The sequence below is a fragment of the Actinoallomurus liliacearum genome (assembly GCF_039542035.1).
Lineage (GTDB): Bacteria > Actinomycetota > Actinomycetes > Streptosporangiales > Streptosporangiaceae > Actinoallomurus > Actinoallomurus liliacearum.
Window position 1 is genome coordinate 723332 of the sequence record NZ_BAABHJ010000008.1, and the last position, 14091, is coordinate 737422.

Sequence of the window (14091 nt, forward strand, 5' to 3'; positions counted from 1 at the left end):
GGGGTATGGCGGTCAGAGCTCCGGGGGTGGGGCGGCGCCGTGGTCGGCGTCGGGCGGGCCCCAGGGGAGGCCGTGGCGCTCGCAGGCGCGGCGCAGCTCGCCCAGGTCCGGCGGGAAGGACACCCGGCGCAGCACCCGGCCCACCGGGCTCCACACGACGAGCCGGGGTGCCTCGGACTCGTCGATGCCCACGCCGCCGAGCGCCTGTCGTGTCACGCTCCATTCGGTCCGTCCGAGGCGCGTCACCGAGGAGATCCCCGACGCGGAGATGCGCAGCTGGGGCCGGTTCCGGTCGTACAGCCACGTGCCCGCGAGCCCCAGCACCAACCCGGTCGGCGCGGCCCACGACAGCGAGGTCCAGAACCCGCCGAGGTCGCCGCGCAGCCAGATCGACCCGAGGACGGCGACGAGCTCGCAGAGCGTCGCGGTGACGGCATAGGCCAGCACGCGGGTGCGCCGGGGCACGTCGAGCTGCACCGGCGGCAGGGTCTCGTCCTCCTCTGGCGTCAGGGTGATCGAGGGGTCCAGGGCCGCCTCGATGCGGGTCATGGAGCCGTGGAAGGCCGCGTTGACGTACGCGTCGTACTCCGCGTCGGTGATCGGCAGCCGCATCCGCCGCGCGGATTCGCGCAGGTCCGTGCGGGAGATGCGCAGCATCGACAGCGGCGCGGCGAGGAACTCGTCGCCGTCGTCGTCGTACATGCGCAGCCAGGCGTGGCCGTCGACGGTGAGGAGCTCCATGCCGCCGATGCGGTCGCGCGGCATCCGCAGGATGACGTCGCCCGCGCCGTCGGCCCAGCCGATGCCGTCCTCGTCGACGACGAGGCGGCCGCCGGGCACGCGCGCGAAGATGTCCGGCAGACCCGCCAGCCCGTACTGCGACGGCCGGCGTGCGCCCTGGTCGGGCGTGACGACCTGGTAGCCGCGTTCGCTGAGCGCGTGCGTGAGCTGGAAGACGTCCAGGCCCTGGGCGGGGAGCCGCGCCAGCACCTGCAGCCGGTGGCCGAACACGGTCACGACGGTGTGCCGTCCGGTCAGCGCGCCCGACACGGGGTCGACGGCCGTTCCCGGGCCGACGACGACGGCGGCGACGTGGTCGGCGCGGACCCGCCACTCGGCGACCGTGGCGTGCCGGACCCGCAGCTCCGTGGGGCTGATGGACCAGGACAGCGGCGCGCTGGTCAGCCGCCGGCGGCGGGCGCCGAGGACCGCGACCGCGCCGACGACGGCCCACAGGCCGCCCATGACCCGGTCGCCGAGGCCGAGCGCGCCGTCGAGCGCGATCCGGGCGAGCATCGTCAGGGCCAGCAGCGCGAGGAGGAGCCCGAGCGCCACCGCGCGGCGCCGGCCGGTGACCGGGTTGCCGAGCGTGGCGCGCGTGGTCTGCACGGCCGGATACGGCTCGTGCGCGACGGCCAGCAGCGTCGCCTCCTGGTCGCGCAGGCGCTGTTCGGCGCGGCGGCCGAGCGCGCGGGGCGCGTCCTCCTCGGCGGGCAGGTCGCCCTCGTCGAACACCGAACGGTCACCGTCGATGACGTGGGTGGTGATGCCCAGCCGGCGGGCGGTCATGTAGAACGTCAGCGGGTCGAAGCCCATGTCGGTGAGCGTGCCGGCGGTGGTCGACCCGAACTTGTGGAAGATCGTCAGGATCTCGTCGTCGGCGGTGACGCTGAACTCCTCGATCCGGTCCCGTTCGTACGCCTCGACCACCGAGCCGTCGGCCGCGAGACGTTCGAGGCCCGCCGCGGACAGCCGCCAGACACCGGTACGGCGCGCCCGCAGGCCGAGCAGCCACGGCATGGCGTTGCAGGCGACGATGACGCCTGCCCACACGGCGGGGTTGGAGATCGGCAACAGGGCCACCAGCAGGGACAACAGCGCGAACGGGCCGGGGGCGACCGGACGCGACCGCCGTACGGGGGCCCGAAGGCCGATCAGCTCGAGGTCCACGAGAAGAGATCGTGACACGTCACCGTCCCATTCGTCATGACGCTCGTCTGCGAGCGAACACCACAACACCGGCCAGGGCGAGCGCCCCGACGACCACTAGGCCCAGCATTCTGCGGCCCGGCTTCATTCCGTCCCCGGTCCCGTCCGCGGGGCTCGCGTGCCCTTTGGACTTCGGCGTCGGGGACGGCAGCGCCTCCTTCGGCACGGGCTCCCGCCACAGCGGCTGCCGTACGCCCTCGCCGCTGAACAGCAGCGACCTGCCGTCGGCGGTGTACGTGATCCCCTCGCCGAGCTTCTGGTCCGGCACCTTCACCCCGGTCAGCTCCTTGCCAGGCGCGGTATAGATCTCGGCGTCCCAGTAGCCGCGGATGACGAACGTCCGTCCGTCGGGGGCGTACGCCCCGTCGGTCGCGTACAGCGGGGCGTCACCGACGTGGCGCATGACGTTGAAGCCGCTCGTGCTGAGCTTCTTCGGCCCCTCGTACAGCGATCCGCCGAACTCCTTACTCGCGACGTAGAGCCGGTTCGTCCGCGGATCGATCATCAGCGTCTCGGCGTTGTGCGGCCCGTCCTCGAACTTGATCCGGTACGCGGTGGCGCGCACGGTCTGCGTGCGGATCGTCCTCGGCTCCGGGATGCGGTAGACGGTGGAGTACGGCTGGCCCTTGAGGTTGTCGCCGATGTCGCCGACGTACAGGTCGCCGTCGGCGCCGATCGCCATCGCCTCCCAGTCGCGGTTGCGCGCCCCGCCGAGGGTGATCGCGGCCCGGACCTTGCAGTCGTCGATCCCGAGCGCGAAGAGCCGCGGCGACCCGCCCGAGTCGTTGAACGTGTAGACGATGCCCGGATGGCGCCGGCTCGCGGCCAGGCCGCTGGACTCGTCGATGCGCGGGTCGTCGATCGTGCAGAGCCGCTTGGCGCCCTCGGCGACCGCCCGCGCGTCGGCCTGGGCGGGCACGGCCCACAGCAGCGGGCCGCCCGCCGCGACGACGGCGGCGAGCGTACGTGCGCGCGCCTCTCGTGCGGGGGACCCGCCCCGGCGCGGCCGCCTCAATGGAGCAGCGTGCCCAGTACGACGGCGAAGACGAGCGCGGCCAGAACGGTCGGCAACAGCCATCGAGGAGCACGGTTCACACGCCGAGCCTATGCGCTCCGGCGCGAGATTCGAGCAGCCACCACCCCCGGTGTCGCCACCGGACGGCCGGTCAGCGCGCCCTCACCCTGCGCAACCGGGCCGGATCGATCTCCACGGCGAACGGCCGCGTCAGTCCGACCGGCTCCGGCGAGGCGACGACCTCCCGGTACGCCCCGTCGACCAGTTCGAAGACGGTCAGCCTTGGGACGGGTACGAGCTCGGCGACCCAGTAGTGCGGGATGTCCGCCTCGGCGTAGGCCTCGAGCTTCTCTCCGAAGTCGCGGTTGCGGCTCTGCCTGCTCCCGCTGATCTCCACCACGAGCGCCACGTCGGCCGCGTCGTACGCCTCCGGCTCCGCCTCGAAGGCGTCCAAGGTCACCGCCACCAGGTCGGGGACCTTCAGCCAGTCGTCCCGCCGATGAGTGACGACCTCCACCATCGGCAGGACCTGGTATCCGGCGGTCCGGGCGGGCGCCTGGAGGACGAAGGCGAGGTGCAGCAGGGCCGCCTGGTCGGGGGACGCGGGAGGGGGACTGACGATCAGGACCCCGTCGTCTATCTCGTACCGGTAGAGATCGTCCTCCGCAGGTCGGCGGAGGTCCTCGACGGTCCACCGACCGCAATGCTCCGCGAACGAAATCGACACCCCGTGTACCCTCTATACGACTCGTTGTGATTGGTGCGCTACAGAACGTACCGGAGAATCGTTCGGTGGGTCGGCCGGACCTGTCAGTGATTTCGGGCAGTATGACGACGTGGCGGACGCAGAGGCGGCTTCACCGGGAACGCGGGTGCTGGAGGCCGTACTCGAGCGGATCACCTTCGCCAGCGAGGACACCGGGTACACCGTCGCCCGAGTGGCCACCGACAGGAGCGGCTCGGAGCTGCTGACGGTCGTGGGGCCGCTGCTGGGCGCGCAGGTCGGGGAGAGCCTGCGGCTGACGGGGCGGTGGACCTCACATCCGAAGTACGGCCGCCAGTTCGAGGCGGTGTCGTACACCACCGTGCTGCCCGCGACGGTCCAGGGCATCCGCAAATACCTCGGGTCCGGCCTGATCAAGGGGATCGGCCCGGTCATGGCGGACCGGATGGTCGAGCACTTCGGCACCGACATCCTGCGGGTGATCGAGGAGGAACCCGAGCGCCTGGTCGAGGTGTACGGGCTGGGGCCGAAGCGCTCGGGCCGCATCGCCGCCGCGTGGGAGGAGCAGAAGGCCATCAAGGAGGTGATGGTCTTCCTCCAGGGACACGGCGTGTCCACGTCGCTGGCGGTACGGATCTACAAGCAGTACGGGGACGAGTCGATCTCGGTGGTGCGGAAGGAGCCGTACCGCCTGGCCGCCGACGTGTGGGGCATCGGGTTCAAGACCGCGGACACGATCGCGCAGGCCGTCGGCATCCCGCACGACAGCCCGGAGCGCGTCAAGGCGGGGCTGGCGTACACGCTGTCCCAGGCGGCCGACAACGGGCACTGCTACCTGCCCGAGCCCAACCTGATCACCGAGGCGACCAAGATCCTGGAGGTGCCGCGCGAGCTGGTCGGCCCGTGCCTGGAGGAGGCGGTCGCGGCCGAGGAGGTGATCCGCGAACGGGTCACGGCCGAGAACGGCGAGATCCCGGCGGTGTACCTGCCGCCCTTCCAGCGCGCCGAACGCTCCCTGGCCACCGGGCTGCTGGAACTGCTGCGCACCGGCACGGACCGGCTGCCCGGCTTCCGCGACGTCGACTGGGACAAGGCGCTCGGCTGGCTGCGGCAGCGGACCGGAACCGGCCTCGCCCCCGAGCAGGAGGACGCCGTACGCCTGGCGCTGACCGAGAAGGTCGCCGTGCTGACCGGCGGCCCCGGCTGCGGGAAGAGCTTCACCGTACGGTCCGTCGTCGAGTTGGCCCGGGCCAGGCGCGCGAAGGTCGTGCTGGTCGCGCCCACGGGACGGGCGGCGAAGCGGCTGGCCGAGCTGACCGGCCACGAGGCGGCGACGGTGCACCGGCTGCTGCAATTGCAGCCCGGCGGCGACCCGAAGTTCGACCGCGACAACCCGCTCGACGCGGACCTGGTCGTCGTCGACGAGTCCTCGATGGTCGACGTCATCCTCGCGAACAAGCTGGTCAAGGCGATCCCGCGCGGCGCGCACCTGCTGCTCGTCGGCGACGTCGACCAGCTCCCGTCCGTGGGCGCGGGGGAGGTGCTGCGCGACCTCCTGGCCGCCGACGCGATCCCCCGCGTACGCCTCACCAAGATCTTCCGGCAGGCGCAGCGGTCCGGGATCGTGGTCAACGCGCACCGGATCAACGCCGGGCAGTCCCCGCAGACGCGCGGCTTCCCGGACTTCTTCCTGTTCCCGTGCGAGGAGGCCGAGAAGACCGCGGAACTCACCGTGGAGATCGTGGCGGAGCGGATCCCGCGCAGGTTCGGACTGGACCCGCGCCGGGACGTCCAGGTGCTCGCGCCGATGCACCGCGGCCCGGCCGGCGCGGGCAACCTCAACACGCTCCTGCAGGAGTCGCTCACGCCGCACCGCGACGGGCGGCCCGAGCGGCGGTACGGCGGGCGGGTGTTCCGCGTCGGCGACAAGGTCACCCAGTTGCGGAACAACTACGACAAGGGCGCCGCCGGGGTCTTCAACGGCACAGTGGGCGTGGTGACCGGCCTGTCCCTGGAGGAGCAGACGCTCACCGTGCGCACCGACGAGGACGAGGAGGTCGACTACGACTTCGCCGAGCTGGACGAGCTCGCCCACGCGTACGCGGTGACGATCCACCGCTCCCAGGGCAGCGAGTACCCGGCCGTGGTCATCCCGCTGACGACGAGCTCCTGGATGATGCTGCAGCGCAACCTGCTCTACACCGCCGTCACCCGCGCCAAGAAGCTGGTCGTGCTGGCCGGCTCCCCCAGGGCCCTGGCCGCCGCCGTCCGCACGGCGGGCGCCGGCCGCCGCCACACCGCCCTCGACCACCGCCTCCGCCCCGACGCCTGACGCGCCGCTGTGAGCGGCGCGAAGGCTCGGCGAAGGAGCGGCCGAAGCGGTGATTCTTCGCGAATCTCCGCTACTACCGGCTCCTTCGCCGAGCATCGCGTACGCCGCCCGGCCGCTAGCGCAGGAACCCCTCGTAGGAGTGCTGCTGCAGCCGGCTCTCGATCTGCTTCACGGTGTCCAGCGCGACGCCGACGACGATCAGGAGGCTCGTCCCCCCGAACGGGAAGTCCTGCGTGGCTCCGAACAGCGACAGCGCGAGCATCGGGATGAGCGAGATCAACCCGAGGTAGAGCGCGCCGGGCGCGGTGATCCGGGTGAGCACGTAGTCGAGGTATCCGGCGGTCGGCCGTCCCGGCCGGATCCCGGGAACGAACCCGCCGTACTTCTTCATGTTGTCGGCGATCTCGGTCGGATTGAAGGTGATCGCGACGTAGAAGTACGTGAAGAACACGATCAGCCCGAACAGCGTGACCATGTGCCAGGGGTCGTCCTGCCGGGTGAGCGGGGCGAGCGTGCGGTTCAGGAAGGCGTTCCCGGGCCAGAGCCGCGCCGCGAGCGTCGGTACGGACAGCAGCGACGAGGCGAAGATCGCCGGGATCACGCCGGCCTGGTTGACCTTCAGCGGGATGTAGGTCGACGTCCCGCCGTACGATCGCCGGCCCACCACCCGTTTGGCGTACTGCACCGGGATGCGTCGCTGGGCCTGCTCGACGAAGACCACTCCGGCCATCACCGCCAGGCTCGTCAGCGTCACCAGGGTGAAGGTGAACCCGCCCTTCCTGGTGTAGATGTTCCAGAACTCCGTCGGGAAGACGGCGACGACCTGAGTGAAGATCAGGATCGACATGCCGTTGCCGATGCCCCGCTCGGTGATCAGCTCGCCGAGCCACATGATGACGGCCGTACCGGCGACCATGCAGGTCACCATCGTGACGACGGTGAGGACCCCCATGTCGTGCAGGATCCGCTGCCCGCAGCCGGGGAAGAGGTTCCCGGACGCCGCCATCGCCATGACCGTGGCGCCCTGCAGGACCGCCAGCGCGACCGTGAGATAGCGGGTGTACTGAGTGATCTTCGCGGTGCCGGCCTGCCCCTCCTTCTTCAAGGTCTCCAGACGCGGGATCACCGTCGTCAGCAGTTGCAGGATGATGCTGGCGGTGACGTACGGGTAGATGCCCAGGGCCATGACCGAGAGCTTGAGCAGGGCACCCCCGCTGAACAGGTTGACCAGGCTCAAGACGTCGGCGCGGTCGCCATGGGCCGCGGCCTGCGCGCACGCCTTCACGGCCGACACGTCGACGCCCGGCGCGGGCAGGTTCTGGCCGAACCGGAACACCACGATGATGCCGAGCGTGAACAGCAGTTTCCGGCGCAGGTCAGGGGTCCGGCAGGCCCGCAGGAAGGGGGTCAGCATCCTTCCTCCCGGGAAGAGCAGGCCCCAAGGCCGGTACGGCGGGCGGACGACGATCGGGGGAACGCGAGTGATCCGGCGAGCACCGAACGCGCTCGCCGCAGGGTTGTACGAGAGATGACATGCCTCCACACGGGAACGCCGCGGCCGTCGAAGGACGCCGCGGTCGACGAACGGGAACGTCAGGAACCCGTGTGCGGAGGAGGACCGCGGAGACTGACCGCGGACAGGAAGACGGCCGGCGGCGTGACCGTGCGCGCCGCGACGACGGCGGTGATCGCGCGCCGGACCGTGCGAACGCGATCCGCGACCGCCGGTACCGCCGCGCCCGGCCCGGCCCCACCGGCCTTCGCCGAGACGGCGCGCGGGCAGTCCCGTCCAGCGGTGGTCGACGCGGTATCGGACGGAGAGCGTGCCGAGGCGGTCCGGTGTTCGCCCGCCGCGCGGTCCGTCGTCGGGGAGCCGGGAGCGACCGCCTTCGTGAACGGCCGCCGCCCCGTCGTGTCCGCCGTGCCGTCCTCGTCCGGAACGGCGAGGGCGCCGGCGCTCGACGTACGAGAGGGGACCGTTGCTCCTCGGTCGCCCGGCGTGTCCACCGGGGCCGCGCGGGAGTGTTTGGAGCGCCGGCTTCGGTCGAGGGCGGCCACGGTCGCCGCCGACCCACCGGTCCCAGCGGCGTTGGCGGTCTCCCCGACGCGGATGACCTCGGCGACGGCGGTTCCCGGAATCGCCGAGAGCACGACGGTGATGACGAAACCGAAGAACCCGGCCAGTAGCGTCAGTAGCCGTCGCCGGAGCCCGGTGTGGCTCTTCACGCCCACCCCCGCCGGCCGTCCGCCCTGCCCTGTTCCGACCGGCGGCATTCAGCGCGCGCATCGGCCGATCGTCGATCACGATAATCCGCGATCGCGCGCAACGTCCACGTTTCACGCGAGACCCGAATGAACCACCAGGTGGCGACCACCCCTGGCGGCGGCCGCCACACGACGGGCCGTTGGCCGCCGTCCTGCCACCGCGAGCCGTTTTTCGGGCCGTAGCCGAGCGAAACGCTCGGTGAACAGGCCACCGGACCGGGCGTTTTCCGGCGTACCGCCGCCGATCGGCACCGCTTCACCGAGATTCGGGTCCGCCTCTGGGCCGACGGTGCAACCGATCCCGGCCCGCTGGGGTTCTTGGGACGACAGCGCACCACCGGCGCACCAGAAGGGTGCACCGGCGCTGACACGACAAGAAGGGTCTGGATCCCATGAGCGCTCACGGAGACGTCCGCGCCGTGCTCGATGAGTTCTTCGCGGCGGAGGCCGCCTATATCTCCGCGGGCGGTCCGGGCGTCGCCGACTTCGGCGGCATGGCCGCGCATCTCGACCCCGACGTCGTGATGCACCAGGCGCCCACGCTGCCCTACGGCGGCGTGTGGCGTGGTCACGACGGCATGGAGCGCTTCATGGCTGCGATGAGCCGGGCCTGGCGGTCGCTCGAGTTCCTCGACAGACGGCAGTGGACGGACGGTGACACCGTCATCGTCTCCAACCACGGCAGGCTGGCCGCCCGCGCCACCGGCCGGTCGATCGAGACGACGGTGCTCCAAGTGTTCACCGTCCGCGACCGCCTCATCACGGAGATCCGCCCCTTCTACTGGGACACCGCCGCGGTCAACGAAACCCTGCGGACGGCCGTGTCCACCGGCGTCACGGCGTGACGTCGACTCCCCCACTCACCAGGAACAGAAAGAGGATGAACATGTCCCGTCTTACCGGCAAGGTCGCTCTGGTCACCGGCGGCAGCCGCGGCATCGGCGCGGCGGTCGCCTACCGGCTCGCCCACGAGGGCGCCGACGTGGCGATCACCTACGTGAGCTCCGACGAGCAGGCCCAGCAGGTGGTGACGAAGATCGAGGCGACGGGGCGGCGCGGGATGGCCGTCCAGGCCGACGCGGCGGACCCGCAGGCGGTCGTGGGCGCGGTGGACCGGGTCGCGGCCGAGATGGGCCGCCTCGACATCCTGGTGAACAACGCGGGCATCGGGGTGATCGGCCCGCTGGAGGACCTGTCGCTGGAGCAGGTCGACCAGGCGCTCGCCGTGAACGTCCGAGGTGTGTTCCTCGCGTCGCAGGCGGCCGCCCGGCACCTCGGCGACGGCGGCCGGATCGTCAACATCGGCTCCAGCCTGACCTCGCACGTGCCCGGCCCGGGAATGAGCGTCTACGCCATGAGCAAGTCCGCCCTGGTCGGCCTCACGAAGGGCCTGTCGCGTGAGCTCGGCGGGCGCGGCGTCACGGTCAACGCGCTGCACTGCGGGGCGGTGGACACCGACATGAACCCCGTGGACGGCCCGTTCGCCGAGGGACAGCGGTCCCTCACCGCCGTCGGCCGCTTCGGCAGCCCCGACGAGATCGCCGGAATGGTCGCCTACCTCACCGGCGACGAGGCCGGATACGTCACCGGCACCGCGCTGACCATCGACGGCGGCCACGCCGCCTGACCCACCGCCGCCCTCCGGCCAAGGCGGGCGGCGCCGTTTGAAGGCGGGCGGCACCGCTTGCGGCCGTATCGCCTTCCGCGCTCGGGCCGGGCGGGCGGCCGTCGTGGCCTCCCCCGCTCGGGCCGTTCACCTGCTGAACCGATACGTTCTCAGTAGCGGTGAGTAGGCCCGAGCGGGGCCGCGGGTGAGATTGTGAGAGCGCATGGAGCTGGTGCATTCGGGCAAGGTCCGCGACGTCTACGCGGACGGCGACGACCTGATCCTCGTCGCGACCGACCGGGTGAGCGTGTACGACGTCGTGCTCCCGACGCCCATCCCCGACAAGGGGAAGATCCTGACCCAGCTGTCGCTGTGGTGGTTCGAGCGGCTCGCCGACGTCATGCCCAACCATGTGATCTCCGCAGACGACGTGCCGGCCGAGTGGGCCGGGCGGGCGATCCGCTGCCGCCGACTGGAGATGCTGCCGGTCGAGTTCATCGCCCGGGGCTATCTGACCGGTCTGGGCCTGAAGGAGTACCAGAAGCAGGGGACGGTGTCCGGAGTGGCGCTCCCGCCGGGGCTCGTCGAGGCGTCCCGGCTGCCGGAGCCGGTGTTCACGCCCACCACGAAGGCGACGGCCGGGCACGACGAGTTCATCACCTTCGACGAGGTCGTCCGGGAGATCGGCGCGGAGACCGCCGAGCGGCTGCGGGACGCGACTCTGGAGATCTACCGGCGCGGAGCGGAGCTGGCCGCCGAGCGGGGCATCATCATCGCGGACACGAAGCTGGAGTTCGGCCGCGCGCCGGACGGCACGCTGGTGCTCGCCGACGAGTTGCTGACCTCCGACTCCTCCCGCTTCTGGCCGGCCGACGAGTGGGAGCCCGGCCGCCCGCAGCACTCTCTGGACAAGCAGTTCGTCCGCGACTGGTCGTCGACGGTGACCGGCTGGGACCGCACCCCGCCGGGCCCGGAGATCCCCGACGACGTCGTCGCCGCGACCCAGGCCCGCTACATCGAGCTGTTCGAGAAGCTCACCGGCCGCCGGCCTGAGTAGGTGCTGCGGCGCCGACGCCGCCTCCAACGGTCTGATCCGAATCGCCCACAGCACGGGCGATCCGGCTGTGTGATCTGCGGAGATCGTCCGTTCTTCTCCCCCGGACGGTCGGGCGGGGCCGTACCGAATGCTCGGGAAAGACCCCACACGTGATCAGCTCCTAGGCGGTCAGCAGGATCTTTCCAAAGGTGCCGCCCTTCTCCATCAGGCGATGCGCCTCGCCCGCTTCTCGGAGCGGTACGGCGTGGCCGATGATCGGACGGACGGTGCCGTTCTCGACCAGCGGCCACAGGTTCTCTCGTACGGCTGCCACGATGCGCCCCTTGTCGGCCACCGATTGGGGACGCAACGCGGTCGAGGCCACGGTGGCTCGTTTGGCCATGAGCCTGCCGATGTCGAGCCGACCGGTGAGCCCGCCCTGGAAGCCGATGATCATCAGTCGGCCGCCGGTGGCCAGCGCGTCGATGTTGCGCTCCAGATAGGCGGCTCCCATGTTGTCCAGGATCACGTTCGCGCCACCGGTCCGCGCCTGGATCTCGGCGACGAAGTCCTGTTCCCGGTAATTCACGAGGATGTCCGCGCCGAGCCGCCGGCATTGTTCGAGCCGTTCGGCGGAGCCCGCGGTGACCGCCACGGTCGCCCCGAGCGCCTTGCCGACCTGGATGGCGTTGCTGCCGATGCCGCCCGCACCGCCGTGGACGAGCAGCACCTCGCCCGCGCGCAGGTCGGCCTCCATGGCGACGGTCAGCCACACCGTGCACGCCGCCTCGGGCAGCGCGGCGGCGGCGACCAGGCCCACCCCGGCGGGCACCGGCAGCAACTGTGCGGCCGGCACGGCGACACGCTCGGCGTAGCCGCCGCCTGTCAGCAGTGCGCACACCTCGTCGCCGACCCGCCGGTCGTCGACGCCCTCACCCAGTTCGACGATCGTGCCGGAGCACTCGAGCCCGAGGATCTCGCTCGCACCGGGCGGCGGCGGGTACAGGCCCTGGCGTTGCAGCACGTCGGCTCGGTTCACCGCGGTGGCGGCGACACGCAGGACCACCTCGCCGTACCCGGGCCGTGGGTCGGGCGCATCGGTCCACTCCAGGACTTCCGGGTCGCCGTACTCACGGATGGTGATCGCATGCATGAATGCTCCTCGGAGGCGTTCTCGGGGTCGGCTCCAGTCCACCGGGAGACGGCGGCCGGACCAAGGAGCAGTCGGTGCTCGCTGCGTTCACGAATCGTGATCGCAGGCGCGCAGCAGTTCGTCCAGGCACCAGGGCGGGTTGGTCGCGGACACCGCGAGCAGCGTCGTCATGGTGATCGGTTCCGCCGTCGCCCGGAACGCCAGCCGCGGCGCCGGCATTCGGCGCGCCTGTGCCTCGTACAGCACCGTCCAGGTATCGCGGCTGCTGCCCACCATGGCCAGGGTGTCCTGCAGAGTCGTGAACGGTGGACCGAGTACCGGGTCGAAGCCGGCGGCCCGGCACGACGAGACCATCAGGTCGTGCAGGGGCGCGTTGCGAGAGCGGTCGGCCAGCCGCAACGGCATTCCCGCCAGTCGGGCGAGCTCGATCACCGGAGCCTCGGCGAGTGGATGATCGGTCGGCAGGGCGATGACGAGCCGATCCCGCCACAGCGGGATCAACCGTAGTTCGGGTATCTCGGTGACACCCCGGACGAAGGCGGCGTCCAGGCCCTGCGTCCGTACCTGGTCCAGCCTCGCCTGGGTGGCCGCCGAGACCAGCTCCACGCTGATCTGCGGAACGAACCTGACCAGCTTGTCCAGGACCTGGTCCAGGTGCTCGCCGAGCCCGTTGCTGGTACCGAGCCGCAGCGCGGTGGGCCGGACGGCCACCAGCTCGGCGATCTTGGCTCTCGCCCGCCCTTCGGCGGCCAGTACCGCACGCGCCTCGGGCAGGAAGATCTGGCCGGCCGTGGTGAGTCGTACCGTCCGCGGCGAGCGATCGAACAACTCGACGCCCAGCTCCCGTTCGAGCCTGCGGACCTGCTGGCTCACCGCGGCCTGCACGATGTGCAGCCGCTGGGCGGCCCGCCCGAAGTGCAGTTCCTCGGCCACGGTCACGAAGTACCGCAGTTGGCGGAGCTCCACCGTCCCAGTGTCCTTCCTCGATCACGATTCCTGATCACAGCCGGCACGATCCGCTTCTTGGTCCGGCCGCCTGCCTGCTGTGGACTGGCAACGGTTCGGGCAACGGCCGAGACGAGGAGATGATGACATGCCGATCGTGACCGTCCATCAAGGACCACGCACCGTCGATGACAAGCGTGAGCTGGTCAAACGGATCACCGACGCGTTCGTCGACGCCTACGGGCTGCCGGCCGAGACGGTCGAGGTGTGGATCCATGAGGTATCCGCCGACAACCGCGGCAAGGCCGGCGGGCTCGTCGCCGACAGGTGACCGCCGGGTGGTGCCCGTCGCGCGACGGGCACCACTCGGCAGAAGACCGCCCGCGCCCTTCACGGCTCAGGCGAGAGGCCAAGCGGCGAGGGTCTCGTAGCGCGCCTCGCGGCCGAGGTGGCTGCGGATGAGGTGGATCTCACCGGCCGTCCACAGGCTGCCCTCGTAGTCGCCCAGCTCGGAGACGAGGGGCCGCAGGTCCACGGGGCCGCGGGCGCGGGCCATCGTGAGATGCGGGTGGAAACGCTTCCCCTCGTCGACGTCGACGCCCTCCCGGCGAGCGGCGGCCGCGCAGGAGTCGGCGAGGCGCCGCAGGTCGGACTCCAGACCGGTCCACAGCACCCGGGCGGACGCCGGACGCGGGAAGGCGCCCGCGCCCGCGAATATCGCGGTCCGGCGCGGGTGCCGACCGGCGGCGCGTTCGAGCCGGGGCAGCAGCCGCGGCACGATCCGCTCGTCGACCTCGCCGTAGAACGCCAGCGTCACATGCCAGGACGGGCGGCGCGTCCAGCGCAGGTCCGGGTGGGCGGCCCGGTGCGGGGCGAAGGCGGCCTCCACCTCGTCGAGGACGGTCTCCGGCGGCAGCAGCGCGACGAAAAGCCTCACGGGGGCCAGCCTCTCACCCCGTCACCGGCGGCTCTCTCGGCCCGTCCACAGGGCTACCCCGCGGCGAGCAGCCGATCCCCCGTACGGTC

Annotated in this window: 13 protein-coding genes; 5 read left to right on the forward strand and 8 right to left on the reverse strand. The window is 71.4% G+C overall.

Annotated features, from left to right (window positions below):
* Positions 1 to 12: 12 nt before the first annotated feature.
* The 3 genes from ABD978_RS18135 to ABD978_RS18145 all read right to left on the reverse strand — a co-directional run bounded on the left by ABD978_RS18135 (position 13) and on the right by ABD978_RS18145 (position 3731).
* Positions 13 to 1950, reverse strand: coding sequence for a hypothetical protein (locus ABD978_RS18135; RefSeq protein ID WP_345355169.1), 1938 nt, complete (start codon positions 1948 to 1950; stop codon positions 13 to 15).
* Positions 1951 to 1984: 34 nt separating this feature from the next.
* Positions 1985 to 3004, reverse strand: coding sequence for a hypothetical protein (locus tag ABD978_RS18140; protein WP_345355172.1), 1020 nt, complete (start codon positions 3002 to 3004; stop codon positions 1985 to 1987).
* Positions 3005 to 3155: 151 nt separating this feature from the next.
* On the reverse strand, positions 3156 to 3731 hold the full coding sequence (locus ABD978_RS18145; RefSeq protein ID WP_345355175.1) for a Uma2 family endonuclease: 576 nt from the start codon (positions 3729 to 3731) through the stop codon (positions 3156 to 3158).
* 109 nt (positions 3732 to 3840) lie between these two features.
* Here ABD978_RS18145 and recD2 point away from each other — a divergent pair, with 109 nt between their 5' ends.
* Entirely contained in the window at positions 3841 to 6060 is a 2220-nt protein-coding gene (gene recD2, locus ABD978_RS18150; RefSeq protein WP_345355178.1) for an SF1B family DNA helicase RecD2, read from the forward strand.
* A 115-nt stretch (positions 6061 to 6175) separates the two neighbouring features.
* On the opposite strand, the gene secY is transcribed toward recD2, so the two are convergent.
* Both secY and ABD978_RS18160 read right to left on the reverse strand, forming a co-directional pair.
* Positions 6176 to 7474, reverse strand: coding sequence for a preprotein translocase subunit SecY (secY, locus tag ABD978_RS18155; protein WP_345355181.1), 1299 nt, complete (start codon positions 7472 to 7474; stop codon positions 6176 to 6178).
* A gap of 179 nt (positions 7475 to 7653) precedes the next feature.
* A complete protein-coding gene (locus tag ABD978_RS18160) occupies positions 7654 to 8286 on the reverse strand; it encodes a hypothetical protein (protein WP_345355184.1) in 633 nt (210 codons plus the stop codon).
* 431 nt (positions 8287 to 8717) lie between these two features.
* Here ABD978_RS18160 and ABD978_RS18165 point away from each other — a divergent pair, with 431 nt between their 5' ends.
* From ABD978_RS18165 to ABD978_RS18175, 3 genes are all read left to right on the forward strand, one after another.
* Complete coding sequence (locus ABD978_RS18165) at positions 8718 to 9170, forward strand: nuclear transport factor 2 family protein (protein ID WP_345355187.1); 453 nt, start codon at positions 8718 to 8720, stop codon at positions 9168 to 9170.
* Between the two features lie 41 nt (positions 9171 to 9211).
* Entirely contained in the window at positions 9212 to 9952 is a 741-nt protein-coding gene (locus ABD978_RS18170) for an SDR family NAD(P)-dependent oxidoreductase (RefSeq protein ID WP_345355190.1), read from the forward strand.
* A gap of 202 nt (positions 9953 to 10154) precedes the next feature.
* Positions 10155 to 10988: a phosphoribosylaminoimidazolesuccinocarboxamide synthase gene (locus ABD978_RS18175; protein WP_345355193.1), complete on the forward strand. Its 834-nt coding sequence runs from the start codon at positions 10155 to 10157 to the stop codon at positions 10986 to 10988.
* A 160-nt stretch (positions 10989 to 11148) separates the two neighbouring features.
* Here ABD978_RS18175 and ABD978_RS18180 read toward each other — a convergent pair whose 3' ends face one another.
* Together ABD978_RS18180 and ABD978_RS18185 are read right to left on the reverse strand one after the other, a co-directional pair.
* Positions 11149 to 12120: an NAD(P)H-quinone oxidoreductase gene (locus tag ABD978_RS18180; RefSeq protein WP_345355196.1), complete on the reverse strand. Its 972-nt coding sequence runs from the start codon at positions 12118 to 12120 to the stop codon at positions 11149 to 11151.
* Between the two features lie 87 nt (positions 12121 to 12207).
* A complete protein-coding gene (locus tag ABD978_RS18185) occupies positions 12208 to 13086 on the reverse strand; it encodes a LysR family transcriptional regulator (protein ID WP_345355199.1) in 879 nt (292 codons plus the stop codon).
* A gap of 127 nt (positions 13087 to 13213) precedes the next feature.
* On the opposite strand from ABD978_RS18185, the gene dmpI reads away from it, so the two are divergent.
* Complete coding sequence (gene dmpI / locus ABD978_RS18190) at positions 13214 to 13396, forward strand: 4-oxalocrotonate tautomerase DmpI (RefSeq protein WP_345355202.1); 183 nt, start codon at positions 13214 to 13216, stop codon at positions 13394 to 13396.
* Between the two features lie 66 nt (positions 13397 to 13462).
* Here the strand turns inward: dmpI and thpR are convergent, their stop codons facing one another.
* Entirely contained in the window at positions 13463 to 14002 is a 540-nt protein-coding gene (gene thpR, locus ABD978_RS18195) for an RNA 2',3'-cyclic phosphodiesterase (protein WP_345355205.1), read from the reverse strand.
* Between the last annotated feature and the right edge of the window lie 89 nt (positions 14003 to 14091).

Excerpts from the sequence above, each read along its gene's own strand:
- ABD978_RS18165 (WP_345355187.1), top strand. The coding sequence starts at position 8,718 with ATGAGCGCTCACGGAGACGTCCGCGCCGTGCTCGATGAGTTCTTCGCG.
- ABD978_RS18180 (WP_345355196.1), bottom strand. The coding sequence starts at position 12,120 with ATGCATGCGATCACCATCCGTGAGTACGGCGACCCGGAAGTCCTGGAG.
- ABD978_RS18170 (WP_345355190.1), top strand. The coding sequence starts at position 9,212 with ATGTCCCGTCTTACCGGCAAGGTCGCTCTGGTCACCGGCGGCAGCCGC.
- dmpI (WP_345355202.1), top strand. The coding sequence starts at position 13,214 with ATGCCGATCGTGACCGTCCATCAAGGACCACGCACCGTCGATGACAAG.
- secY (WP_345355181.1), bottom strand. The coding sequence starts at position 7,474 with ATGCTGACCCCCTTCCTGCGGGCCTGCCGGACCCCTGACCTGCGCCGG.
- ABD978_RS18175 (WP_345355193.1), top strand. The coding sequence starts at position 10,155 with ATGGAGCTGGTGCATTCGGGCAAGGTCCGCGACGTCTACGCGGACGGC.